We start from the raw sequence: 26,364 nt of genomic DNA, 5'->3' as shown, positions 1-26,364 counted from the left end.
TGCCTGCGCGCGCTTTTCATTGTCCCCATTTCTGCATGGGAGGACAGACTATTTTCTAAACGTTAAAATTAAATGCATAGTGTTAGATAGTATAATTAAATTCAGCATAAAAAACAAAATCATTATTGGGTTAATGACTTTGGTTCTCATATTATGGGGCGCCTGGAGCGCAACGAAACTGCCCATAGATGCCGTTCCTGACATCACAAACAATCAGGTTCAGATTTTTACGACCTGCCCTACGCTTGCAGGACAGGAAGTGGAGCAGCTGGTAACCTTTCCCATTGAACAGAGCATTGCCACTGTGCCGAAGATCCAGGAAATCCGAAGCATATCGCGATTCGGGCTTTCTGTTATCACAGTTGTGTTCGATGAAGAAACGGACATCTATTTTGCCAGACAGCTCATCAGCGAAAGGCTGAAGGAGGCAACAGACCGAATCCCGCAGGGGATCGGAACTCCTGAAATGGCTCCTGTGAGCACCGGTCTTGGCGAGGTGTACCAGTACATTATCCATCCTAAAAAAGGAAGCGAAAATAAATACAATGCCAAAGACCTGCGAACCATGCAGGACTGGATTGTGGCAAGGCAGCTCTACGGAACTCCCGGGATTGCCGAAGTGAACAGTTTTGGAGGGGAGCTCAAGCAGTATGAGGTTGCCGTGAACCCTGACAGGCTGAAAGCTATGGGGGTTAGCATCCCGGACATCTTTACGGCACTTCAGAAAAACAACCAGAATACCGGAGGAGCTTATATTGACAAGAAGCCAAACGCATATTTCATCAGGGGAATCGGTCTTGTGACCTCACTTGATGATGTAAGAAAGATCGTGGTTAAGAATACGGGAGCCGCGCCAATTTATGTAAGCGATGTTGCCGAGGTGCGCTTCGGAAAAGCTGTGAGATACGGTGCCCTGACCTATAACGGGCAGGTAGATGCAGTCGGAGGCGTGGTGATGATGCTTAAGGGTGAAAACAGCAACGAGGTGGTGAAGCGCATCAAAGAGAAGCTGCCGACCATCCAGAAATCGCTTCCAGACGACGTCGTTATCGAGCCATACCTTGACCGTACGGATCTTGTGGGACGCGCCATCAGCACCGTAGAGAAGAACCTTGTAGAAGGTGCATTGATCGTGATATTCGTGCTGGTGCTGTTTCTGGGGAATTTCCGCGCAGGGCTAATTGTGGCATCAGCAATTCCTCTTGCCATGCTTTTCGCGCTTGGACTGATGAATGTCTTTGGCGTAAGCGCCAACCTGATGTCACTGGGTGCCATTGATTTTGGCCTTATTGTCGACGGTGCGGTAATTGTGGTGGAGGCAACGCTCCATCATCTTGCTATGCGCAAGTCGCTCAATAATCTTACCCAGGATGAGATGGACGAGGAAGTTTTCGAGTCGGCATCCAAAATACGTACCAGTGCGGCCTTTGGAGAAATTATCATTTTAATTGTATATATCCCGATTCTTACCCTTGTGGGCGTTGAAGGGAAAATGTTCCGTCCGATGGCGCAGACCGTAGGATTCGCAATCTTTGGAGCCCTGATACTGTCTCTAACCTACATCCCGATGATGTGCGCACTGTTCTTGTCTAAAAAGCCGCAGCACAAGGAGACTTTCAGCGATAAGATGATGAACAGAATACAGAATATCTACCAGCCGCTGCTTGCTAAAGTGATCGAGATCAAGTATGCCGTGGTCGGCGTAACGGTAGCCATATTCCTTATTGCCGTATTCTGCTTTACAAGAATGGGAGGAGAATTCATCCCGCAGCTGCAGGAGGGCGATTATGCTTTCCACTGCATCCTGCCTCAGGGAAGTTCGCTGAACCAGAGCATTGAGACCTCGATGCAGGCCTCAAGAATCATCAAGCAGTTTGACGAGGTTAAAATGGTGGTTGGAAAGACGGGAGCCGCAGAGGTCCCTACAGATCCTATGCCTCCTGAGGCCACCGATCTTATGGTGGTTCTAAAGCCGCAGAAGGAATGGAAGTCGGGAAGGAGCTACACGGAACTTGCAGAGGCCATAATGGAGAAGCTCGAAGTGATTCCAGGAGTGTTCTTTGAGAAGAACCAGCCAATCCAGATGCGTTTCAATGAGCTTATGACAGGAATCAGACAGGACGTTGCCGTGAAAATTTTCGGTGAGAACCTGGACACGCTTTCGCAGTACGCCAAAGAAGTGGGGCAGGTGATCCAGAGCGTTCCCGGAGCGACTTCTCCGCAGATTGAACGAGTGAGCGGCCTTCCGCAGATCAATATCGAATATGACAGGACCAGAATTGCCAATTACGGGCTTACCATAGAGGATGTGAATGACGTTGTCAGCACGGCATTTGCAGGAAAGAGCACCGGACAGGTTTATGAAAATGAGCGACGTTTCGACCTTGTGGTGCGCCTTGACAGCGTTCACAGAAGCAGCATAGACGATGTGAGCAACCTTATGATCCCTACCAGCACAGGGGTTCAGGTGCCTCTGTCCCAGGTGGCAAAAATCGACTATAAGCTTGGACCTGCGCAGATCAGCAGGGAAGCAGGGAAAAGAAGGATTGTAATCGGATTTAATGTGGCTGGACGCGATGTCCAGAGCGTAGTGCAGGACATCCAGAAAAAGCTGGCTGAAAAAGTGAAGCTGCCGCCGGGATACTATTTCACCTATGGAGGACAGTTTGAAAATCTTCAGGCAGCCAGCGCAAGGCTTATGATTGCCGTGCCGGTGTCGCTTCTTCTGATTTTCGGTCTGCTTTATTTTACGTTCCGTTCCTTCAAGCAGGCTACGCTGATCTTCACTGCGATTCCAATGAGCGCCATTGGGGGCATATTTGCCCTTATGCTTAGGGGCATGCCTTTCAGCATCAGTGCCGGAATCGGATTTATCGCATTATTCGGGGTGGCGGTTCTAAATGGAATCGTGCTCATCGGAACATTCAACCAGCTTGAAAAAGAGGGTATGGACAACATTTTTGAAAGGGTGAAAGAAGGAACCATCACAAGGCTTCGTCCGGTGCTTATGACCGCGATGGTGGCTTCATTGGGATTCCTGCCGATGGCCATCAGCAGCAGCGCTGGTGCCGAGGTGCAGAAGCCGCTTGCCACCGTTGTAATCGGAGGTCTTGTAACCGCAACGTTCCTTACGCTTTTCGTTCTTCCCCTTCTTTATATCATTTTTAATACAAAGTTTGACTTTAAAGGAAAATTTAAATTGAGAAATACAACTGCCATCATTGTCCTTTTCATTGCAGGTCTGGGATCAGCAAATGCGCAGCAGCGCATCCCGATCGAGAAGGCTGTGGAAACTGCCCTGCAGAGCAATCAGCAGCTGGATATCAATAAATCCGAAATCCAGGCGGCCGGGCTGAATGTGAAGACAGCCTTAGACATCCCTAAAACGGGAGTCTTCGCGGAGAACGAGGATTTGAGGCCGTCTGACAGGACAGGGATTCTGAAAATCGGTATCTCGCAGAGTTTTGCATGGCCGGGGCTTTATGCCGCAAGAAAAAGCTATTTCAAAAACCAGCTCCAGTACAGCCAGCTCAATACGGTGCTTTTAAACGCCACAATCAAAAGGGATGTGCGAACGGCCTACTACAAGCTGTGGTACCTTCAGGACAAGCAGCTTCTGTACCAGCGTCTGGACAGCATCTATACCCAGCTAGCAAAAACTGCCGAAGTGCGCCTGAAGGCCGGTGATGTGGCGCAGCTGGACAGGATTGCCGCAGAGGCCAAACTTCTGGAATTGAAAGCTTTTTCAGAGCAGAACAAGAAAGACATGACCGTGCAGCAGCAACAGCTGATGATGCTTATGAACCTGAATGAGTGGCTGCTTCCTGTGGAAGCCCCGCTTGGAAAGGCGGAAGTGAGCTTTACCGAAAGCGGCGGGAAGCATCCCCTGCTTACCCTGCAGGAGCAGAATGTGAAGATTGCGTCGTCAAATGTTTCAGTAATGAGAAACAGCAATATGCCTGAGCTGTCCGGAAGGGTTTTCAGCCAGAAGCTTTATGGGCTTAATGATCCATACACGGGGTTTTCTGCCACTGCATCTTTCCCGCTTTTCGGGGCCGTATCGGCGCATAATAAGGTAAAGGCGGCTAAGGCCGAGAAGGAAGTGCAGGAAAAGAATCTTGCCTATCAGACCCAGCTGCTGGCGACCCAGAAGAATTCATCGGCGGCTGAAATTGAGAAAAACCTTTCCCTGCTGAACTTCTATGAGACTTCAGGGCTTAAGCAGGCGGAGGATATCATCAAAGCTTCCACGCTGAGCTACCGCTCAGGGGAAATCAGCTTTGCCGAGCTTGGACAGTTTCTGACCCAGGCGGTAGGCATACGCCAGAATTATCTTGATGTGCTGAACCAGTACAACCTGTCTGCGGTGCAGTTTGATTATTTCAACAATAAATAAATAATATAACAGCCTGCGGGAGCGGCAGAGCCCTTCCGCAGGATAAATCTAAATATAGAGCATTCATGAAAGTCAAAATTCAATTATTAATCGCGGCGGCCGCAATTTTCTCACTGGCAGGCTGCGGACAAAAAAGCGGCGAAAGCGAAAGCGGAGCCAAAACCGAAAAGGCCGAGGGAGCGAAAGAGGAGGGACACAGCGAAGGGGAAGCTGCCACAATTGCGGTGCTGACCCAGGAGCAGATGAAATCGGTGGGGGTTCAGCTCGGAACCATTGAGAACAAGAACCTGACTGCATCGATTAAAGTAAACGGCGCCTTAAGGGTTCCAAACAATAACAAGGCCAATGCAACCTCTCTGTACGGAGGTGTTATCCAGACCCTTAGAGTGCAGCTGGGCGACCAGGTGCGCAAGGGCCAGGTGATCGCAACAATCGAGAATCCCCAGTTCGTGCAGCAGCAGGAGGAGTACATCACCATCAACAGCCGCATCACCAATGCGGAGCAGGAGCTGCAGCGCCAGAAAGACCTTCAGGCGGGTAATGCCGGAGCCCTGAAGAATCTTCAGAATGCCACTGCGGAGGTAAATGCGCTGCGCGCACGCAAGGCCTCGCTTGCCAAACAGATCCAGCTTATGGGAATAAACCCCGGAAGCATCACCCCGGCGAACCTAAGGGCGGCATTAACGGTTACCAGTCCGGTTACCGGCACGGTAAGCGCCGAATTTGCGAAGATCGGAAGCTATGTTGACGTCTCATCTCCTGTTGTGGAGATAGTGGACAACCAGCTGATCCACCTTGACCTTCAGGTTTTCGAGAAGGATCTTCCCAAGGTAAAGGTGGGGCAGAGCGTAAGCTTCACCCTGACCAATAACCCTGAGGCAACCTACACGGCAAAGGTGTTCAATATCGGCTCTTCTTTTGAGAATCAGAGCAAGAGCGTTGCGGTTCACTGTACCGTGACGGGAAATAAGGCAGGACTTATCGACGGAATGAACATTACAGCGCTGGTAGGCGTAGGCACCGCTCTTACGGCTGCAGTGCCAAATGGTGCCATTGCCGAGGCGGACGGGAAGTTCTACATCTTTGTGAAAACGGACAAGAAACCTGAGGAGCATGAGGAGGCGGAAGCTGAGGGAGGCACCGAAGAGGGCGAAAAGCACAGTCCTGCAGAGGAAAAGAAAATCGATGCGGCAAGCATGAACTTTGAAAAAGTGGAAGTGACAAAAGGAGTTTCGGAAGTGGGATATACAGCCGTTACGCCTGTGAAGGAAATACCTGCGGGAAGCAGGATTGTGACCAAGGGAACCTTTTTCGTAAATGCCAAACTGAGCAATTCCGGAGGCCACGAACATTAAGAGACACTAAGGATTTAATGCAGATTCCTGTCCGACAGTAAGTGTTTGCCTGTGATTAAGCCAGGGAATAGGGATTCACCCCCTTTAATCTCTATTTCATGGTCTCGGACAGGAAAACCTGCATTAATTTAAAATATGCCGGCAATAAAGGCCGATTATGAAGTATCTGCCTGCTAAAAAAGTAAGCTGCGAACGCGGAAATTAAGAATAAGCTTCGTAAATTTACTGTAACTGCCTAACAGATAGGTCTTGTTGCCGGTTTTATTTTTAATGTAAAAATTATATGAAGAAAACGACAGAAGAAGCCTTTAACGGCAAAAGCATACGGCCTACCACGATGCGCATTCTGATCTACGAGTATATGGAAACCCTCACGGCGGCATTATCGCTTGCGGAGATCGAGAAGTATTTCCACAAGGCCGATAAGGTGACCATCTACAGGACGCTTCAGACATTTCTGGAAAAAGGGCTCGTGCATAAGATTATGGACGACAGCCAGGCCAGGTACCGCTTATGCGCCGATTCATGCGAAGAGGAAGAGCATAATGACAGGCATCTCCATTTCTACTGCAGGAGGTGCGGGCAGACTACCTGCCGCGAAGAGATCATGCTTCCGGAAAGCCTCTCGGGCAGCCTTCAGATCGATGAGATCCAGATTCTGGCCAAAGGAATCTGCGAGAAATGCCTAACTGCGAAATAATTCAGATCATATAATGGGAATAAAGGATAAATGTAAAATCTTAATTTTAAAATATGCTTCTAAACCGTAAAATATCAGTGCTGTACTTTGTCAGGGAAATCAGATCCCAGATCATTCTCATTGTCATTTTTGCCGCGGCTATCGGGATGCTGGATATGCTTCCGGTGTTCAGGAAAGTCTCGCTTCCCCTGAGCATCCCCGCACTGGTAGGAACCGCAGTTTCGCTGCTGCTGGCCTTCAGGACGGCGCAGTCCTATGAGAGATGGTGGGAAGCCAGAATGGTATGGGGGGCGATCGTAAACGATTCGCGCACCCTTATCAGACAGGTCATGCAGTCCGCTTCGAAAGAAAACAGGCATTTTTCAGAGCAGTTTGCCGAAAGGCAGATCATCTGGGTATATGCCCTTGGGGAGGCGCTGCGCCGCCAGCCCTTCAGCCCAAAGGTGGAAGCCTACCTGAAATTCCATAACGTGGCGGGGGCAAACATTCCCAACGCGCTGCTGGACAGGCACTCGCAGGATGTAGCCGAAATGGAGCATAAGGGCATTATAACGGATTTCAAGACCGTGCAGCTCAATGAGACCATATCGCGCCTCTGCGACCACATGGGAAAATGCGAACGGATCAAAAATACTGTTTTTCCAAAGTCATACAGCCTGCTGGTGCACACGCTGATCTATGTCTTTGCCGCGATACTTCCCTTCGGTCTTGAGGACTCGCAGCTGGCTGTTGAACTGCTGCTGACCATTCTGATTCCGCTGCTGTTCATTGCAATTGAATCAACTGCCATCATCATGCAGGATCCCTTTGAGAACACGCCGGTGGATACCCCTATGACCTCGCTTGCACTGACCATCGAGATCAACCTCCTTGAGATGACCGGTGCGAAGGATATTCCTGAGAAGCCTAAAAATAGGCTGTACTACGAGATGTAGGCCGCTCAGCCGCCAAAAATCTTATCTGATGGATATCCAAGTTGAACTATATATGTCTGCCAAACTGGTTCTGGCCGCTTTCCTGGGCGGGATTATCGGTCTGGAAAGGGAAAGGGAGCAGCAGAACACGGGACTGAGGACCTTTGCCTGCATCTGCGCGGCTTCCTGCCTGTTTGTTTCCATTGCGGGCCATCTTACGGAAGATGTCTCGGCTGTAGCCAGGATGCTTGCCGCCATTGCGACCGGGCTTGGATTCATAGGTGCGGGAATAATCTTCAGGGACCAGCGGAATCTTCCTAAAGGCATCACAACCGCCGCGGGCCTTTGGACCACATCGGCGGTGGGAATGGCCGTAGCACTGGATATGCTGGTAATAGCCGTTTCGGCAACATTCATCATACTACTGATTTTCAGCATAAACCATTTTTCATGGTACAGAAGACTGGTCGATAGATTAATTAAGAGTAAAAAAAGGACTAACTAAACCAATGGACTGCCTTTTATCGGCACTTGGACGCTGACAGCAGAATGGTGCCGAATTTTTTAACCTTATAAATTATATATCATGGAACACAAACATAAATACGATAAAGACGGTAAACAGATCTGCTGCACGCAGACCGAGAAGGTGTATGTGAACGCGGGCGCAAAGGAGCTCCTGAAGGGGCACGCTCCCGATGACGGCCACAATCATGCGCACAGCAGGGACGACGGGCACAGCCATACCCACAGCGATGATGACGGCCATGACCACAGCACTGCGGAAGGCGGAGCATTCAAGATGTTCCTTCCCTCGATAATTTCCCTGGCGCTGCTGCTTCTTGCCATTTCTTTTGACAACTGGATCAAACTGCCGTGGTTTACCGGCACCCTGCGCTTCGTGTGGTACCTGGTAGCCTATCTGATTGTCGGGTTTCCGGTTATCAGGGATGCCTTTAAAAGCATCACCAAAGGGGAGGTATTTTCCGAATTCCTTCTGATGAGCATAGCCACAGTCGGCGCCTTCATCATTAAGGAATATCCTGAGGGGGTTGCGGTAATGCTTTTTTACGCCGTGGGGGAAGTTTTCCAGACCCTTGCAGTATCAAGGGCACAGCGCAACATCAAAAGCCTTCTGGACCAGAGGCCCGATGAAGTGACGATCATTTCAGACGGAAAGGCGAAAACCATCAAAGCCGAACAGGCCCAGATAGGGGATATCATCCAGCTGAAACCTGGGGAAAAGCTTGGCCTTGACGGCGAGCTTTTAACCGACAGCGCTTCATTCAATACGGCGGCCCTTACAGGAGAAAGCAAGCCGGACACCAAATCCAAAGGCGAGGCGGTCCTGGCGGGAATGATCAATCTCAACGTGGCGGCACAGGTGAAAGTCACCGCGGCCTTTACCGACAGCAAGCTCAGCAGAATACTGGAACTTGTACAGAATGCGACCTCGCAGAAGGCTCCGACAGAACTGTTCATCCGCAGGTTTGCCAAGATCTATACGCCTATTGTGGTTTTTCTGGCTATCGGAATCTGCCTTCTGCCTTATTTCTTTGCGGACAATTATGATTTCAGCAGCTGGCTTTACAGGGCTCTTGTCTTTCTGGTAATTTCCTGTCCGTGCGCGCTTGTCATTTCCATACCGCTGGGCTATTTCGGCGGAATCGGTGCGGCGAGCCGCAACGGGATACTGTTCAAAGGGAGCAATTTCCTTGACGTGATGGCCTCGATCCAGAACGTGGTGATGGACAAGACCGGAACGATGACAGAAGGGGTATTCAAAGTGCAGGAGACTGTCTTCAAGCCTGAGTTTGACAAGGATGAGATCCTGAAAATGGTCAATGCGGTGGAGAGCCAGAGCTCGCATCCTGTTGCTACGGCAATCCATGAATACGTGGGTGAGGTTGACAGCTCGATAAAACTGGAAAGCACCGAGGAAATTGCGGGCCACGGACTGAAGGCGGTGATCGGCGGCAAGGAGCTGCTTGCGGGTAACTTCAAGCTGATGGACAAGTTCGGGATTTCCTATGATGTTGATCCGGCTTCGATAGTATACACGACAATCGCGGTAAGCTACGACAAAAAGTATGTCGGGTATATCACAATTGCGGACACCATCAAGGAAGACTCGCAGCTGACCATAGACCTGCTGCACAAGCTGAATATCAAAGCGACGATGCTCAGCGGGGACAAGGGAAGCGTTGTGAAATTTGTAGCCGACAAACTGGGCATCGATAATGCCTACGGCGACCTTCTGCCGGAAGACAAGGTTAACAAGGTGAAGGAGATCAAGGCGCAGTATGGAACGGTTGCCTTTGTCGGTGACGGGGTGAACGATGCGCCTGTGGTTGCGCTCAGCGATGCGGGCATCGCAATGGGCGGGCTGGGAAGCGATGCGACCATCGAAACGGCCGATGTCGTGATACAGGACGACAAGCCTTCAAAAATTCCCATGGCCATCAATATCGGCAGACAGACCAAGAAAATCGTATGGCAGAACATCACTCTGGCTTTCGTAGTGAAGGGCGTAGTGCTCGTTCTCGGAGCAGGCGGACTGGCCACGATGTGGGAAGCCGTATTTGCCGATGTGGGCGTATCGCTGATTGCGATTCTGAATGCCGTGCGCATCCAGAAAATGAAATTCTAAATTGGATAATGCAGAAATCCTAAAGACTTAAATCCAAAAGATTTAATGCCATCATTCAGCTGCCGGCCAAATGATATCCGCTTACGGATAATCATCTGGCTCTGACGGCAGGGATTCTTTGTGCCCTTATCCAATCGTAATATCCATCAGAAATGCCTGCCGCAAACGCACAGGCAGAAATATCAAACGTGCAGTTTTACCGGCAGTTCATGGTAATGCAATGCCGTATCTGCAGGTATAGCGCATTGAATCGAATTTTATGCGAAATGAAAAAACGAAAGAAGAAATACTATCCAAATATACAGAAGACATCGAGGGGACAGAAGGGCAGGCCGGTTAGAAAGAAGAACAGGTATTCTGCTGTCAATATCGGAAAAACGATCATACTGGCAATTCTGGGAATTGTGATTGTTCTTGGAATTTTTGCCAGGGCAAGACATTTTATCCTGTACCATGTGCAGGACAGGCCGCATGAGCAGGCCAACGGGAAATTGACCAATGAAGGCGCCGGACGCCTGCCCGCGTCCCCGAAATAAAAAATCTGAAAAAAACTTTATAGAAGGTGAATTGTTAATTCAAAACCGCAGGCTTTTTCGAAGGTTCTGCGGTTTATTCTATAAAAAAAAATAAACCGGGCATTAAAACCAAATGATTTGCAGAATATGAAAAAGTATGCCAATATTTCCAATGTAATCCTTACCATTCTAAGGGACAATCCTGATCGTGATTTTGCTCTGGAGGAGCTTTCGGGCTTAATTTTTCCGACAGATCCGATACAAGAGGAGAAGCATAACCAGGCAGCCGTTCTGGATGTGCTGATTTTTCTGGACGACCAGAAAATGATTTTTCTGGATTTTGAGACGGATCGCTCTAGGCTTGCCAAATAAAACTGATAAGATCAAGGGCGGCAGCCCGTATTTCCGGAGAGCCTTCCCCGAAGGGAAGGCAGTTCCGGAAAAGCCTAATTAAGCTTTCAGACCAGCACGCTGAGTACGGCAGGCTCTGCCGAAATTCTGCAGGTGTTGGTCCTTAATTTATAATGCTCCCCGTCGATCTGCGCGTCGGTGAAGATCTTCATGGGCATTTCGATCTGCAGGCTCTTCACCAGATGGTGCTGTGCCTTTTTGAATCTGCTGACCGATCGGGTCAGTATGCGGTATCCAAGGGCTATTTTTTCGAAAAAGGAAAGCTCCGGAATGAGGACCAGGTCAAGCTTTCCGTCGGTCAGCATCGCATCGGGGGTAAGGGTCATATTATATCCCATTTCATTGGAATTGGAAACAAAGACCATAAAGGGCTTTATTGGTATGACCCTGTCATCAAAGGATACGATGGCCGGCTGCGCGCTGTACTCGAAAGTTGAGGCAACCGCGGCCCTGACATAGGAAAAAAGCATCCTTTTTCCCGAATGCTCATACTTTCTGATGATCATTGCGTCGATGCCGATGCCGGTGTTGCTGAAAAAATAATGCTGGTTGATTCTTCCCGCATCGATTCTTATCTTTCTTCCTTCCCTGATCACTTCAAGCGATTTTCCGATATCATGAGGTATGTTGAGATGCGACGCAAGGCCGTTTCCAGACCCCAGCGGGATGATTCCCAGCTTCACATCGGTGCCGATCAGGCAGGAAGCCACCTCATTTATGGTTCCGTCGCCTCCGCAGGCCACGATGATGTCGGGATTCTGCTGCAGCGCCTTCTGGGTGAGGACAAGCGCGTGCTTTCTGCTCATGGTGTAATCAGTGCTGATCTTATACCGGTCAGAGGGAAAAAACTGCCTGATGTAAAAATCGGGCAGGCTGTGGCGTCCTCCGCCGGAGACGGGGTTTATGATGAAATGTATATAGATCATTGCTTATTTTAAAAGTTTGTTTGTAAAAAGGTAATCAGCGGTCTGGTACCAGGCGATGGTCTCTTCAAGAAAGGGCCTGTCCATCGGAAGGGGGCTCAGGCTGTTGTCCGATTTTTTCCAGCTGTAGAAGGCCTGCCTCTTCTGGTCGGAGAGTATCATCACCCGGCTGCCCTTCATGAGCGCGAGCTTGCGGTATGTTCCCAGGAATGCGCGCTGCTCGAAATCGGGGTCAAGGATGTCCCTGCCGAAGAAATCGGATTCGTAGTGCCATTTGAACATCGAAAATACGGTAGGCCAGAGATCGATCTGCGAGCACTGCTTATCCACCTTGCGGCTTGCCGTTTCGGGCATATTCACAATAAAGGCGGGGATATGGTAGTTGGCAATGTCTATCTCATCCTTTCCTGCGCTGCTGGCGCAGTGGTCGGCAACGACAATGAAGACGGTATTCCTGTACCAGGGCTTTTTGGACGCCTGGGCAAAGAGCCTTTTCAGGGCATAGTCGGCATACTTGACAGCCCCCTCGCGTCCCGTTCCGGACGGGATGTCAATGCGGCCCGAAGGATAGGTGTAGGGCCTGTGGTTGGAGGTGGTCATCACGAAATTCAGGAACGGTTTTCCCTGCTTATGCTTCTGGTCGGCAGTGCTGATCATTTTATTGAAAATATCTTCATCGCAGATTCCCCATGCATTTTCAAAGGTGACCTCGCTGTCTGCGATATTATGCCTCACTGTGCTGATGCGGTCGCTGAGCACGCTTCCGCGCCCGCGGTCATAAATGCTGAAGCCGTTGCCTCCGAAATAGGAGTTCATGTTGTCGAAATAGCCGTCGCCGCCGTAAAAAAAGCTGCAGTCATAGTTCTTGGACCTGAAGACATTGCTGATGGTGTACAGGTCTTGGTTTTCCGGCCTTTTGACGATCGACTGGCCCGGAGTGGGAGGAATGCAGAGCGTCAATGCTTCCATGCCCCTTACCGTTCTGGTGCCCGTGGCATACATGCCGGTGAAGAAAACGCTCTTCTGGGCAAGGCTGTCCAGGAAAGGGGTCAGGTTCTGCCTGTTTCCGAATTCGGCCATAAAATCCGCACTGAAGCTTTCCATGAGGATAAAGACCACGTTGCTGCGCTGCAGCGGAGACTGGGCGTCCTTTATGCTGCGGTGGATCGAATACCCTGTGGAGGCAAAGGATACCGTGCTGTCTGCCAGTTTTGATTTGACTATGCTGAACGCGCGGTCATTGCCGATGGAGGTGTAAAACTGCTCATACTTCATCTGGTTATTGCGGAAAGCGGCAAAAAAGGAATAGATCCCCGATTTGGAAATTTCGGAATTGTAGCGGTTTGGCGACCATTCGGCCTGGCTGCTGGAGATAAAAGTGATATAAAATGATGCCGCCGCCGTGAAGAGCAGCAATATGGAAACCCTCTTCACTATGTCCGTGTTGCGGGCGAATGCGGCGGCAAAGGCCTTTGATCTGTGGAAAAACAAAAGCACCATAGCCGTTACTGCCGCCACTGATACAATCAGAAGGGGAAGCGGATAGGACTCCTGTATATTGGCAATGACCTCGTAGGTGTAGATCAGATAGTCCACCGCAATGAAATTGAAGCGGGTCCTGAATTCCTCCCAGAAGGTGATTTCGGCCAGAAAGGTGAAAACCAGTATGAAGACATTCAGCGCCGTAAAGAACCAGATTATAATCCTGTCGGCCAGCGAGCCGGTCCATCTGCCCGCAAAAACGGTATAGTACAGAACGGCAGGGTAAGAAATCAGCGCAATGGTTCCGATATCAAAAAAAAGCCCTGTCAGCAGCGTGCGGATGACATCAAAAATGCTTAGCGAAACCTGGCCATGCTGCCAGATGAAAAGGATGATGCGCAGCAGCTGCGAAAACAGCAGAAACCATAAAATAAAATGAACCAGCAGCGCGTATCTGCCGGTTCTCAAAGACAATTTACCCATAACTCAATAATAACTCAGCAAAGTTTACATTGCAATGTTGTAGTCATTCTGAATTTTTGGTTTTTATTAAGAAATATTAACCCTGTTTATGAAAAAAAGCGCATTGCAGCCTGCAGCGCCGACCTGTTAAGACCCCAGCGGAAACGGCCTGCACAAGCAGATGCAGACTCTAGAACTTGACGCTGAAGCAGTGGAAATCGTTGTAATAGGAGTAGGAGATCTTCCATCCGCTTATCTCGGTTATCTTCCTGATGATGGCCAGACCCAGCCCGCTGCCGTTTGCCGAGGCGCCGCCGCTGAAAAAACGTCCGAAGAGCTTCTCAATGGGAAGCGGTTCGGCTTTTCCGGTGTTGAGGACCATCAGCTCGCGGTCCAGAGTCCTGATTATGATATTTCCCTCGGTGCGGTTATGGCGGATGGCATTAAGCACCAAATTGTTGATCAGGATTTCGGCAAGGACCGGGTTTGCTTCTATTTCGAGCCTCTGGGACAGCTGCACATTGACGGCGACCCATTTCTGGCCGGCCTGTTCCGTAAAGAAGTCCAGATGCTTTTCTATATGCTCATTGACGGAAAGGCTGGTTTTTTCCAAATAGATCTCATGCTCTATTTTGGAGAGCAGCAGCAGATTTTTATTGAGCCTGTTGAGCTTTGCCACATCCCTGCTCAATGCTCCCAGCACGCGTGTCTGGTCCCTGTCGAGCCGCATCTGGAAAAGGGTGTCGATCTTGTTCTGGAACAGCGCCAGGGGAGTCTGCAGCTCATGGGCGGCATTTTCGACAAACTCCCGCTGGCTTTTGTAGATGGCCGTATTTTTTTCGATCAGCGCCTCAAGGCTTCTGTTCAGGCGTTCAAATTCGTCGATGTCAGTCTCCAGGAAATGAGGGGGCTTGTTCTTGTCGATCTCAAATTCATGGATCTGGTCCAGGGTGTCATAGAAGGGCTTCCACCGCTTGGAGGCCGTCTTTTTGGAGAGCCATACAATGCCGAGGAAAAGCACCAGAAGGATAAAGGTGAACATGCCTGCGATGGTGAAAACCATCCTTTCCATTTCCAGAAGGTGGATCTTTTCGGTATACGTGTATTTTTTGCCGGCAATTTCCACAGGGGCGTATATGATTCGGAACGGCTCTTTCTCTTCTGCCGTCGAGTCTTCGATCATGGTGCCCACAATGGAATCTCTGGTGACTCCCATATCGGGCATAATGGTGAAATGCAGGTTGTACCTGTTCCAGGTTTTGATGTCTTCGGGAGTGAAGTTGCGGCTTGACTGGTTAATGAATGCGTTTTTATGCTGCACGAGAACCTCCTCGGTTTCGTAGATGAAAAGCCACTGGCTGACATAGTAGAAGATTGGAGCGCAGATTATCAGAATGACGGCGGCAAGCACGAGAAAATCCCTCGTGGTTTTGCCCAGAAGTTTTTTACGGTTCATTTTTCCCATTTGTATCCTTCTCCGTAAACGGTTTTAATATAGTCGCCCGAGCCGGCTTTGGAGAGTTTCTTTTTGAGGTTTTTGATGTGGGCGTAGATGAAGTCATGGCTGTCGAGCATATCGGCCATGTCGCCTGAAAGGTGTTCGGCGATGGCTGCCTTTGACAGGACCTTGTCATTGTTGCCGATCAGGAACAGAAGAAGGTTGAGCTCCTTTCTGGTCAGTTCTAGCTTTCGGTCATTGACCAGCACGGTTTTGGTGAACACCTCGATCCTGATCTCATGGAACACCACGCTGTTGCTTCCCTTGAAGTTCCTGCGCCGAACCAGCGCCTGCATCCTTACCAGCAGTTCGGCAAGATGGAAGGGTTTGGTGAGGTAGTCGTCGGCGCCCAGACTGAAGCTTTCCAGCCTTGTCTCCAAGGTCTCTTTTGCCGATATGATTATTACCCCGTCGGTCTTGTCTTTGCTTCGAAGCTCCCTGAGGATATCAAAACCATCTCCGTCGGGAAGGCCCAGGTCAAGCAGTATGCAGTCGTAGTCATAATTGTCAATCTTATGGATGGCCTGCGCATAATTGTGCGCCGTTTCGCATTTTACGCCGTTGTCCTTGAAATAGCTCTGTATGCTTTGAGCGATATCCTGTTCGTCTTCTATGATTAAAATTTTCATGATGCCTTTTTCTTACCTCCCCATGACAGTGCATATACCTACTAAATTTAAGAATTTATGGCCAAATATGCGCTGCGGGGGATCATTTTTTTAAATACGGCACTGCCGTGCATATTACAGGATGTAATAATACGGCTCAATTTTGAATTAATTCTGAATTTTTACCTCCAGAGTTTTTTTTTGCGCAAAAACTTCCTTTAGCTTTCCGGTCTCTGATAAAGATTCCCCCAGCAATGAAAACTGGATGCCGGGAGAATCAAATCAAAAAAAACAGAGTTTGGGTACATGCAAATGTTCCTGTTGGGCTATATTTTTCAGCGCTGGACCATGCTTGAAATTATGTTGATGCTCAATGCCAGTATGGTAGTGTTGAACATAAAGGAGAGCACCCCGTGCACCAGTGCGGTCCTTCTTATCTTCCTGTCCAGTATGGCAACATCGGACACCTGAAAGGTTGTGCCGATCACAAATGAGAAATAGACAAAGTCGAGATAGTCAGGTTCGCCTTTTCCGGGAAAATCAAGGCCATTGAGCGAATAATGCAGATTGGCGTATTTGAAGGCAAATGTGGTATGGACCACCGCCCAGGCCGTTCCCACCGATGAGAGTGTCATCACCACATGCAGCGCCAGCTCGGAGCCTGACTTCTGCTCGGCCGAAACATACAGCAGCACGATCCCCAGAAGGCTGACGGCCGTTGTAAGGAGCATGAACAGGGAAAGCACAGCGCGTCCCGAGTCCTGGTCTTTGGCATTCTTCTTGAGCTCGGCCACACGGCAGGTGAATATGGTGAACCAGGAGAAAAACAGCTGGGTGAGCGAAAAAGCCAGCCATACCGCCATGATGTGCACCGAAGGCCTGCTGGTTCCTATTTCAAGGACAACGGCTGTGAGCAGCCCCGCCGAAGCGGATATTGCCAGCCTTGACCTGTTGCTGAGCCGGTTGATAAATACTGTTCCATTCATATGAAATTATTTTTATGGCTTGTGCCGGTTGTTTGAATCCTATTGGTAAATGTTCATGTTTTCATCGTATACGGGGCTTTCCACATCCAGAAAGTTCAGCACGCTGTGAAAGACATGGTACTGCGACACCGTTTTATTGGTTTTCAGCTTTTTTGAGCCGGGAGATACCCAGACGACAAAGGGTATCTCGAACTGCTCTTTTGGAGCAATGCTCATCGGCAGGCCGTGCATGTAGAGATTATTTTCCCCGAGGGACTCTCCGTGGTCCGATACAAAAATCATCGTGCTGTCAAATTCCTTGAGCTCTTTCAGGTTCTGGATCACGCGGCTCAAAAGGTAATCCGTATAGACTATCGTATTGTCGTAGGCGTTCATCAGCTCCTCCTTTGAGCAGTCGGCAAGCTCGACGCTGGTGCAGACCGGATTGAAATACTGGAACGCCGGAGGATACTTTTTGCTGTAGCTGGGGCCGTGGCTTGTGCTGGTATGCAGCACCAGAAGTATCTTGTCGCTGCTGCTGGCCAGGATCTGCTCCCGGAAAAGGTTCAGCAGGATCTCGTCGTATGCGCATTCGCTGCCCGGACATGCAGCGCCCAGGTATTTCCGGTCCTGGTAATTTTTGATATGAAGCGGCGGCTCTCCCCAGTTGGCGGTCCTCCAGATGACCTCGACACCGTTACGGTACAGGTAGTTGGGCAGAATCTCATAGAGATCGCCGGTCTTTTTATGGTCCAGAATAGCCTTCACGCCGCCGGTGGTATAGGTTGCCGAGGAGACAGCATTGAAGATATGCAGGTTTTCAGTTTTGGAAAGCAGCGGATTGGTGTTCTTCGGATAGCCGTACAGCGAGAAATTGGCCCTTCTTGCCGATTCCCCGATGACCAGCACCACAATGGATTTCTTCCTGTTCCCGATGCGGGCATCGGGAAGCAGGATTTCCTTCTGGTTTTTCTTGTACTGGTGCACGTAAAACAGGGAAGTGTTGACCGCATAGGACCATGGCATTGCCAGCCCTCCCAATTTTTTGGAATTCTTGTCGATCCAAAGCCAGCCTGCCGAATTGATAAATACCAGCGCAAGGGCAATAAACAGGCTGCCTGAGCAGAGCAGCGCGAACCTTTTGAGGGGCTCCTTTATTATCTTTATCCTCAATAGCGCCGCCGCGGGAAGTATCCCGAGCGCGAGCACATAAAGCACCAGCCTGATCGAAAAGTAGGCGCTTGATTCCGCATAATTGGTGTTGAGGATATTCCCGATCATGCTTTCATCTATGATCACGCTGTAGGAATTGATGAAATACAGGGCTGCGGCGCTGAGCGCAAAAAAGAGCGAAATGAGCAGTCTGCCGAAAATTCCGGTAAGGTAAAGCAGCAGGTAAAAGACCAGGAAATCCAGCACCAGCATCAGCGCGATGAGGCTGGCAATGGTCATAATGCCGCTGAATCCCGCGTAATTCAGGTTCCCGAGCACAAAAGAGAAGAAGGGGATATGGAAGAACAGGCAGTTGGCCAGGCTGATTAAGGCTGCCATGCGGGCTGCCGGGAGTTTACCTTTTAACATACGCGGCGGTGATTTTATATAGTGATATGGTCAAAACGAACAAAGACAGGCAGAATATGAAAAGGTGCTCCTGCATGATCCTGAAGGCCAGCGCAAGCCAGCATCCCGTGAAGGCAATGATGAAGAAGGGGTGGTATTTCCTGTTTCCGATCCATTTCCAAATGCGGTACCTTGTTGAGATAAATATGCCGGCAAGGGCGCAGCTGTAGCCTATGATTCCCCCGACAAGAACATCAATGGGGTAATGCGCTCCCAGGGCAACCCTTGTGAGTACAAGCGCGAGACCTGCTGAAACAAAAAGTGCGCACCAGATGATCCTGTTTCGCAGCCTGGCAGGCATAAAGGCAAACATAAGGATGGAAAGCGCCGTAAAAATAGTGATCGAATGCCCAGAAGGCAGGCTGTTGTGCCCTGAGAGGGTCCTTCCGATTATGGTAAAGCTGCCGGTATCATAAAAAGCTGCCGGCCTTGGGACATGAAAGAGCTTTTTCAGCACGCTGGAAAACAGGCAGGAAACCAAAAGGGCAGAGGCAAGAGACTCCCATATCTTAGGCGCGTGCAGCACAAAAATGCTCAGCAGTGATGCCACCACCAGCGTATTTCCGGTTTCGGTGAGATTGTACTGCATTTCAGGATATTGGGACAGGGCGGCATTCAGCATAAAGAAATATTCCCGCTGGATCAGGATATACGATTCGGCGCGCAGCGCATCGAGCATGAAAAGGAATGCGGCGATGAGCAGCAGCAGCACCGCAGGCAGGAAAAAAAGCGAAGGCCGCAGCCTTGAGAAGTTGAATGAAACATAAAGATCCAAAAGGGGATTGGCCTTTTCGGACGTGATTTTTTCGATGGGCCCATCGGCATTTTCGAGGAATAACTGGCGCATTGTCTGGGACTTTGTTAATGATGGCTTTACATTGGCTTAACCAGGGCAAAACATATCGGATTATTTTTGCCGAAAGTTTACAATCCAATTTTGTAATCATCCTGAATTTCCGGACCATCATAAGCGGCGTAAGGAATTTTTTATGCTTCAATGCGCTTACATACAGCGCTTTACGGGTTTCGTTTTTTCTTCAAAATAATCTCCGGAGCGGCGGGAAAGGCGATAGGGGCAATGGAGGGATGGAGGCCAGGAATTTTACAATTGAAAATTAAAATTATATAATGGTGCGCATGTCATAATTTGCTAATTTTAGTCCGTGAAATTCATCTGCATCATACTGGCTCTGATCATAGTTGCCCTTTCCAGCATTCCATGCGAGAGGGGCGCAGGCCCGGCGCGCGGGGCGAACGCCGCTTTGAGCAGCCCTTCGGGCACTTTCCAGCCAGCAGATGCATGCTGTCCGTTCTGCACCTGCGTGTGCTGCCGCAATATCCCGGCTCTTGCGCCTGCTTTTGTGCTGCAGTCCCCTGCGGCGCCTTCAGCCGCTTTCTTATGTCCGGGCTATATGAAGCGCAATGCCTATTCCGCCTTTCGCTGCTCCATCTGGCAGCCTCCCCAGTCAGGCCGCTTTTTTTTCACCTAGGGTTCCGGAGAACCCTTAGGGTCGGATCTGCGCAGACCTGCTGCAGCTTCCGCTTTTCCATTCACGTCCAGACCGCTGCAGACGGGGCCCGGCCAATAGCGCCTGAGCCCCCGGCCGCCATTTCTGCGCTGTCCGCACCCTGCCCGCCGCCATGCTGATGGCGCGGTCCATGGCCGCAGGCTGCGGCGTGCGCGTCCGGCTTTTAAAAAACTACAGAATTACATTATGCAGAAAATATCCAAAGCGCTCTATGCGGCGGCAATGCTGCTGCTGGCGGCTGCGCTGGCTTCGAATGCCGCGCTCTATTTTTCAAAAAGGGGAATCCCGGAAACGGCGAAGGCCCTTAATATCATGACTCCCATTGTAACCCTGGCGTATCTGCTGTCGGTTATGATCATCTATAGAAGATCTAAAAAAAACGGCAGAAATGGGAAGCGCTAAAATAATATCAGCAATAAAAGAAAGGGCCAGAGTGCTTGGTCCGGGCCTCATTACGGGAGCCAGCGATGATGACCCTTCGGGAATCGCAACCTATTCCCAGGCGGGCGCCCAGACGGGTCTTGCCACCTTATGGACCGCGCTTCTGACTTTCCCCCTGATGGCCGCCATCCAGGGAATGTGCGCAAGGATCGGACTGGTCACCGGCAGGGGCCTCACCCTGACCATCAGGGAGCATTATCCCAAGGGGCTGCTGTACGGCGTGCTGCTGATGAGCTTTCCCGCCATTACCCTGAACATCGGAGCCAACATAGAGGGCATGGCTGCGGTTGCAAACATGATTTTCCCCGCTGTGCCGGTTCCGGCCTTCTGCCTATGCATCACGGCGGCGCTGATGTTTGCAATCATCACCTTTCCGTATCGGAAGATCGCCAGCATCCTAAAATGGCTCTGCCTTTCGCTGCTGCTGTACATGGCGGTGCCCTTTATGATGGACCAGGACTGGGCGGCTGTCGCGCGCAATGCCTTTATTCCCACTATTGCCCTGAATAAGGATTTTGTCCTGATACTGGTGGCCATATTCGGCACGACGATTTCGCCCTACCTTTTCTTCTGGCAGGCCACCATGGAAGCGGAGGATGCGGCCCACGGCAGGCAGGATCCCGCTTTGGGCAGACGCAGTCTGGCGGATATGAGAAAGGATGTAAATGCGGGGATGCTGCTTTCCAATCTGGTGATGTTTTTTATCATACTGACTGCGGGAAGCGTCCTTTATCCTGCGGGCATACGCCGGATCGATACTGTGGCCCAGGCGGCTGCGGCTCTGGAGCCCCTGACCGGCAGGCTGACCTATCTTATTTTCGCGGCGGGCGTGCTGGGGACGGGATTTCTGTCCATACCGGTTCTTGCGGGCTCGCAGTCCTATATGCTGGCCGAGACCTTCGGCTGGAAAACGGGCCTTGATAAGAAATTCCATAAGGCCAAGCTGTTTTACATTTCCATAATTTTCTCGCTGGCGGTCAGCGTAGGGCTTGACTTTTTTGGAATCAGCGCCATACAGGCGCTGCTCTACACGGCGGTCTGCTATGGGCTGACCGCGCCGGTGATGGTTGCGGTGGTCCTGCATATCGGCAACAACAGGAAGATAATGGGCGGGCACACCAATTCGAGGCTTTCAAACGCATTGGGCGCCATTGCCCTTATCATCATGTCGGCTGCGGCTGCTGCGCTGCTCTACTTCCTGTTTTTCTAGGGGATGCGCCAGGCGCGGCCCAGCGGATCGGGACAGCCCGATGCCCCAATGGGGCATCGGGTTTTTTTTGCCCCTGCCCGGCAGAACCCTTATATAAGTTTTAACACCGCATAGGCTGGAAATGTGCGGGCAAATGGCTATTTTTGGCAGGCAATCTGCCACCTAAAAAAAAAGAGATTTCTGCAATGGAAAAAACGATACGGCTCAAAGTGAGGAAAGATCTGGATGCACAGCAGCAGTCCGGGGTCATAAAGCTGAAAGGCACCCTCATTTCAAAAGGATATACCCAGATCATCCATATACTGGACCTGAATGAAGAGTTCCATGTCAATACCTTTGAAACGCCATCGGAGAAGACAGCCGAAGCGATGCAGTACATTGCGGCTTTCATCAGCGCGGAGAAGCTGCTTGATGCCGTGATGACAGACTAGCAGGGAGAAGATGATCTCGCGCGTCACGACGCGTCAGAGGCTCAGCCGATGGGTGAAACCGCCCGCTTTTCTGGCTTTTCGGACCACGTGACCTGCCAGGTTCGGCCATCGAGCTGGTCTACGAGGATAAACGTGTATGCATCGGCGGTAGGATAGAGGAAGAACCTTCCGTTTTTTTCCTGCGAGGCAGGAACAAGGCTCTGCAATGAAAGGGGCTGCAGGGACTTCTTTTTAACAGTGCCCCGCTGGAGATGCCACAGCTGTCCATTTCTATGGCTGTCTTCTGCTTTCCTGGGAAAGCAGGGTGTTGACGGACAGCGCTAAAAGGAATATGCAAATTTTTTTCAAATCCATAAAAATTAAATTGGGACGAAATTTTCCTCCTGTCTGAAGTTAAATGTGAAGTCCTGTAGGGGATATGCCCTGCATGGCAGCGCCCAGTGTGCCTGTCAATATTCCAGGCGGTCACGTTCTGCCTGGTCGTCATGATGTCCTGCAGTATTTAAATAATTCTCTGAAATCTGGATAAAAATTTCCGATAGGCTGGGATGGCTGTATTTGTGCAGACCGGCCAGTTTCTGGAAATAGGCGGCATTGTTCTTTTCAATTGTTCCCCCTTCAAAGACCCCTCTGCCTGTAGATCCCCTCTTATTTATAAGTGTCACAGCGAAGTTATCTTTTAGAGCCGGAGTGTTGATGCGTTCGATTGCAGCGCTGATTTCATCCGGCGGCCAGCTGCCGGTGCCTTCTTCGGGAAAATAAGCCAGAAGCATTCCGATATGGCTGTCAGCCGCCTCAAGGCGGCCTCTCTTTTGAGCCAGTTCCCTTACCTGTGCGATCCAATGGTCCATCACATCATTGTCAATTGTATTGTCAGAGCGCACACCCGGAATCATCATAAAATTGTCCAGCAGCTCGTAAGACTTTTGCGCGAGCTGCTCCAGATTTTCTTTAGGTATATTTTTCCTTTCAGGCTCAATATTTTCGGGATCAGCGGGCGTATAGTGCCATGAGAGCACATCCACAAAGAAATGGGGGTTATCTGCCAGTTCGCCGTACAGCTGGCTGGGACGGTAGTCTGAATGGTAGGAATTGAGCACTGAAAGATAAAGCCATTCGAGATTGAGCATTTCGTCTTTGGTTATGTCTTCCCTTTGTGCAGCTTCCTTGAAAAGGCTGGTGACTTCATGCAGCTCCAGCAAAAAATTATCTATGCTTTCTTCTGTTGCGGTCTTATGCAGCACCTGAGCGATTATCTGGGTAGACAGTTGTCTTTTAATGTGCCTTGCTGCCCTGAGAGCGCTTTTAAACCTTTTGTGCTCCATCAGCTTCTTTACGGCCGAAATGCTTTCCTCGGCCGTTGTGCGGTAGAAATAAGGGGGTATGGTTAGCCAATAGGTACTGTTTAGGCTTTCGCCCTTTGATTCGATATAATCCCATAGTTCCTGCGAGTGGTCCACCTGGCTGAAAAGCGCATATTGCTGCTTGTCGTCCAGATTAAGATATTCCAAGTCGGAACAGAGGACAAAAAGCCACTGCAGTCCTTTGGCCGCTGTTTTAGCCGCTATATAGAGGCTTACGAAATTGGCATTTGCATCTGCATTTTTTAAGGTAGAGACGATATAAGCAGTCTCTTCCTTTGTCTGTTCGATTCTGGATAGGGTAAATGCAAGGATGCCGGTTATTTCGGGCGAATCCGCCATAGCGGCAATGCCCTGAATTCCTATTTCTGCCGATAAAATATGAATGGCTTTAGTGCGGGCTTTGAGCACTCTGGCATTGTAGTCGAGCTCATCCTTTTCATCATCGTCGGTCTCCCGGGCGCCCTGCGGGAAATTCACCTGCGAGGATTCAAAGAGCCATCGGTATTTTGCCGTGATGTCTTCGGGTTCCAGCGCGTCGTAAAGAGGCTGGTAGCGGGAAAGGATCTCTTCATCCAATGCCCATGGGGCTTCGGAAGCTGAGCGGTGCAGGTGCAGGATCCTTCTTGCCTCATCTCTGGACAGGGTGCTGTCTTTGGGAATGCGTGCATAATTTTTCTCAATAAAAACCAGAAGCTTTTCACGCTCATCGGCAGAGCTCATTTCAGACGAATGTCTGATGATATCGGCAAGCCTTCCATCGCTGCCGTCAAACATTTCCAGCATGAGGTCCGAAACGGCCCTGAATCCTTCATTTGTCTGTTCAGGGGAATTGGAAGGTGCTGCGCTTTTATCAAAAAGGCGCCATCTCATCCTGCTGTTTGCAGTCCAGTTATCATGATGCTTGGGCATGAGCTTTCTTAGCAGCTCCCATCCTGATTTGGGATTTCTGCTGATGGCCGCTTTCAGTATTTCCATGCGCTCGCCAAGAGCAGCGGCTGTCTGTGGATGCGCGGGCCTGTAGATGTCAGCGAGGCTTCTTGCGGGCCTGTTGCTCAGATTTCCTCCGGGATCCAGTTCAGCGAGTTTTAACAGTATATCTGTTGCCTGAAAAAGATATTCAGGAAGCCATGCCAGACCTTCCAGCGCCCATAGCAGTCCTGTATGGCTGCTGGACTCGCCAAAATAACTGCTGTTTGTCCTGAACATGCCCATAATCTCGGGCTCGTCTTTCTGCAGGGAGCTCTGGACTGCCTTGAAGAAGCTTTTCGGTGATGCCTCGGCAATCAGGGGAAGCTTCCGGTTGGTTTTTCTCCACAGTTCGGCATCGGCATCCAGCAGCAGGCTGCCAACCAGCACGTCCACCCATTTTTCAGGCGCGGAAATTACGGCAGGATTTATGGCTTCGCCATACAGGCTGAGCAGTATCAGTGTCTGGACAAGCCCCTCGCGCGCCCATGGGGAGTACTTTTTCGGAGGGGTAAACGAAAAGGTTATCTGTATAAGATGCGTCTCGCCGCTGTTACCGGGATCGGTAAAGACAGACGGAAAATATTCTGCGAGAACCGAAAGGTCATCTGCTGTGATATGTTTCGAAAGGCTGTTCCAGAGATCGAGCGGGGAAGTCAGCCTCCATGTGCCGCCGATCTGCAGTATGGGGGAGTCCTCAAAGTCCCTCCACCGGTATAAAACTGCCAGATAATCGTTAAAAGGCATTTTAGAAAGCTTTTCCAGAATCTCGCGGTCGCCGGGATTATTGATATTCCATCGTCCGAGAATAAGGGCAGGGATGATTTCGCGTATGTTCTCCGATTTATGCCACGCAGCTTTATTGTCAATATATTTCAGCAGCCTTCGCAGCTTATTGATATCCCTGCCGGCTTCCCTGCTGAAGCGTTCGGCATCTTCTCTGGAAAGGCCCATTTCACGGAGCCCTTCGATCTGGCCCTCCCTGCCGATAGTAGGCAGGATAATGCGTTTGTGCGTTAGCTCGTCATCCGCCCCTGCAGGGATAATCACGTGGTGTCCCTGCGAGACAGCGGCCCCTACTAGGCTTTTATCATCAAATTTGGCAATAAGGTTCAATGAAGTCTTTACGTAGTTCAGCGAAAGGGTTCTGAAGCTTTCCTGATTTTCCACGACCATTGTTTTTGAAAAAAAACGCTGTTTCTCGTCTTGATCAAAACTGTCCGCCGCAGCAATTATAAAGGCAGCTGCCTCCGTTTTGGTTTTGGCCTGTACAGTGATGATGCCGGGATCCCCGCTGAGGAATCCGCTTAGCTTGGCGGTTTCAGCGTCCCTGCCTGAGGTTACGATTTTTGGCACGAGATGTCCCGCTTCTCCGCTTGACCATTCTGCCCAGAACTGTTCGGCGTCCAGAGCGCCTTCCGCCGGCGCCTTTCCGATTTCCCTGGCAAACCATAGTGCGGCGGGTCCGGACTGGTCCAGCCACTGCGTCATATCCACTGCATCATACACGCAGATATCCTTCCAGAGATTCAGCTTCAGCTTTTCGAGCCTCCAAGCCTCTTTGTCTTTCCAGATCCTAGGCGTGACAAATACGTAGGTGCAGTCTGAGGCATCATATCCCAATGGGTTTTCGGCCCTTTTATCAAAATCCCTATCGGCTTTCGCCCTGAAACCCTTATCGGTCCCGAATTCCCACAGCGATCGGCCTGCAGGGACATACGGCCTCTGCTGCTCGGAATATATCAGCCCATCCCAGCCGGGCAGATAGACAGCGCTGCCGTAGGGTATGCTGATCTGCGCTCCGGGAAGGGTGGAGAAATAAACCAGTTTTGAAACCAGATAGGGAAAAAATCCTTTTCCCTGATGTTTTTCCGCCCAGTGCTCTATATCGGTTCTGTCAATTAATTTCATGGGAATGCGATTA

19 protein-coding genes are annotated in these 26,364 nt (G+C 50.3%); 11 read left to right on the top strand and 8 right to left on the bottom strand.

Going from position 1 to position 26,364, the window contains the following annotated elements:
• Positions 1-79 precede the first annotated feature (79 nt).
• The 8 genes from ACAM30_RS19180 (at position 80) to ACAM30_RS19145 (ending at position 10,902) form a co-directional block, all read left to right on the top strand.
• Entirely contained in the window at positions 80-4,396 is a 4,317-nt protein-coding gene (locus ACAM30_RS19180; RefSeq protein WP_289877179.1) for a CusA/CzcA family heavy metal efflux RND transporter, read from the top strand.
• A gap of 65 nt (positions 4,397-4,461) precedes the next feature.
• Positions 4,462-5,751 carry an efflux RND transporter periplasmic adaptor subunit gene (locus ACAM30_RS19175; protein WP_289877180.1) on the top strand — a complete coding sequence of 430 codons (1,290 nt, stop codon included), beginning with the start codon at positions 4,462-4,464 and terminating at the stop codon, positions 5,749-5,751.
• Positions 5,752-6,034: 283 nt separating this feature from the next.
• Positions 6,035-6,451 (top strand): Fur family transcriptional regulator, encoded by a 417-nt coding sequence (locus ACAM30_RS19170; RefSeq protein ID WP_008463790.1) that lies wholly within the window; start codon positions 6,035-6,037, stop codon positions 6,449-6,451.
• Between the two features lie 53 nt (positions 6,452-6,504).
• Positions 6,505-7,386, top strand: coding sequence for a bestrophin family protein (locus tag ACAM30_RS19165; protein WP_289877181.1), 882 nt, complete (start codon positions 6,505-6,507; stop codon positions 7,384-7,386).
• A gap of 28 nt (positions 7,387-7,414) precedes the next feature.
• Positions 7,415-7,870 (top strand): MgtC/SapB family protein, encoded by a 456-nt coding sequence (locus tag ACAM30_RS19160; protein ID WP_073414745.1) that lies wholly within the window; start codon positions 7,415-7,417, stop codon positions 7,868-7,870.
• An 81-nt stretch (positions 7,871-7,951) separates the two neighbouring features.
• Positions 7,952-10,015 carry a heavy metal translocating P-type ATPase gene (locus tag ACAM30_RS19155; RefSeq protein WP_289877182.1) on the top strand — a complete coding sequence of 688 codons (2,064 nt, stop codon included), beginning with the start codon at positions 7,952-7,954 and terminating at the stop codon, positions 10,013-10,015.
• A 266-nt stretch (positions 10,016-10,281) separates the two neighbouring features.
• Positions 10,282-10,551, top strand: coding sequence for a hypothetical protein (locus ACAM30_RS19150; protein WP_073414750.1), 270 nt, complete (start codon positions 10,282-10,284; stop codon positions 10,549-10,551).
• Positions 10,552-10,677: 126 nt separating this feature from the next.
• Positions 10,678-10,902: a hypothetical protein gene (locus ACAM30_RS19145; protein WP_073411712.1), complete on the top strand. Its 225-nt coding sequence runs from the start codon at positions 10,678-10,680 to the stop codon at positions 10,900-10,902.
• Positions 10,903-10,988: 86 nt separating this feature from the next.
• Here ACAM30_RS19145 and ACAM30_RS19140 read toward each other — a convergent pair whose 3' ends face one another.
• The 7 genes from ACAM30_RS19140 to ACAM30_RS19110 form a co-directional block, all read right to left on the bottom strand.
• The gene (locus ACAM30_RS19140) at positions 10,989-11,867 is read right to left on the bottom strand and encodes a diacylglycerol kinase family protein (RefSeq protein WP_073411710.1); all 879 of its coding nucleotides are present in this window, start codon (positions 11,865-11,867) and stop codon (positions 10,989-10,991) included.
• A gap of 3 nt (positions 11,868-11,870) precedes the next feature.
• On the bottom strand, positions 11,871-13,829 hold the full coding sequence (locus tag ACAM30_RS19135; RefSeq protein ID WP_073411708.1) for an LTA synthase family protein: 1,959 nt from the start codon (positions 13,827-13,829) through the stop codon (positions 11,871-11,873).
• Positions 13,830-13,998: 169 nt separating this feature from the next.
• The gene (locus ACAM30_RS19130; protein WP_289877183.1) at positions 13,999-15,264 is read right to left on the bottom strand and encodes a HAMP domain-containing sensor histidine kinase; all 1,266 of its coding nucleotides are present in this window, start codon (positions 15,262-15,264) and stop codon (positions 13,999-14,001) included.
• A complete protein-coding gene (locus tag ACAM30_RS19125; RefSeq protein WP_073411704.1) occupies positions 15,261-15,935 on the bottom strand; it encodes a response regulator transcription factor in 675 nt (224 codons plus the stop codon). The genes ACAM30_RS19130 and ACAM30_RS19125 overlap by 4 nt, the downstream gene beginning before the upstream one ends.
• A gap of 314 nt (positions 15,936-16,249) precedes the next feature.
• The gene (locus ACAM30_RS19120) at positions 16,250-16,900 is read right to left on the bottom strand and encodes a DUF1345 domain-containing protein (protein WP_073411702.1); all 651 of its coding nucleotides are present in this window, start codon (positions 16,898-16,900) and stop codon (positions 16,250-16,252) included.
• Between the two features lie 39 nt (positions 16,901-16,939).
• The gene (gene eptA / locus ACAM30_RS19115) at positions 16,940-18,460 is read right to left on the bottom strand and encodes a phosphoethanolamine--lipid A transferase EptA (protein WP_073411701.1); all 1,521 of its coding nucleotides are present in this window, start codon (positions 18,458-18,460) and stop codon (positions 16,940-16,942) included.
• A complete protein-coding gene (locus ACAM30_RS19110) occupies positions 18,447-19,346 on the bottom strand; it encodes a phosphatase PAP2 family protein (RefSeq protein ID WP_073411699.1) in 900 nt (299 codons plus the stop codon). Before ACAM30_RS19110 ends, eptA begins: the two co-directional genes overlap by 14 nt.
• A gap of 868 nt (positions 19,347-20,214) precedes the next feature.
• Between ACAM30_RS19110 and ACAM30_RS19105 the strand changes: the two genes are divergently transcribed.
• The 3 genes from ACAM30_RS19105 (at position 20,215) to ACAM30_RS19095 (ending at position 22,110) form a co-directional block, all read left to right on the top strand.
• Entirely contained in the window at positions 20,215-20,430 is a 216-nt protein-coding gene (locus ACAM30_RS19105) for a hypothetical protein (RefSeq protein WP_073411697.1), read from the top strand.
• Positions 20,417-21,679: an NRAMP family divalent metal transporter gene (locus ACAM30_RS19100; protein ID WP_073411695.1), complete on the top strand. Its 1,263-nt coding sequence runs from the start codon at positions 20,417-20,419 to the stop codon at positions 21,677-21,679. Before ACAM30_RS19105 ends, ACAM30_RS19100 begins: the two co-directional genes overlap by 14 nt.
• Positions 21,680-21,864: 185 nt before the next feature.
• Positions 21,865-22,110 carry a hypothetical protein gene (locus ACAM30_RS19095; protein ID WP_073411693.1) on the top strand — a complete coding sequence of 82 codons (246 nt, stop codon included), beginning with the start codon at positions 21,865-21,867 and terminating at the stop codon, positions 22,108-22,110.
• 449 nt (positions 22,111-22,559) lie between these two features.
• Here ACAM30_RS19095 and ACAM30_RS19090 read toward each other — a convergent pair whose 3' ends face one another.
• Positions 22,560-26,351 (bottom strand): hypothetical protein, encoded by a 3,792-nt coding sequence (locus tag ACAM30_RS19090; protein WP_289877184.1) that lies wholly within the window; start codon positions 26,349-26,351, stop codon positions 22,560-22,562.
• Between the last annotated feature and the right edge of the window lie 13 nt (positions 26,352-26,364).

Origin of the sequence: Flavobacterium sp. CFS9, from assembly GCF_041154745.1 — a bacterium.
Classification (GTDB): domain Bacteria; phylum Bacteroidota; class Bacteroidia; order Flavobacteriales; family Flavobacteriaceae; genus Flavobacterium.
This window is presented reverse-complemented; position numbering and strand designations above follow the sequence as displayed.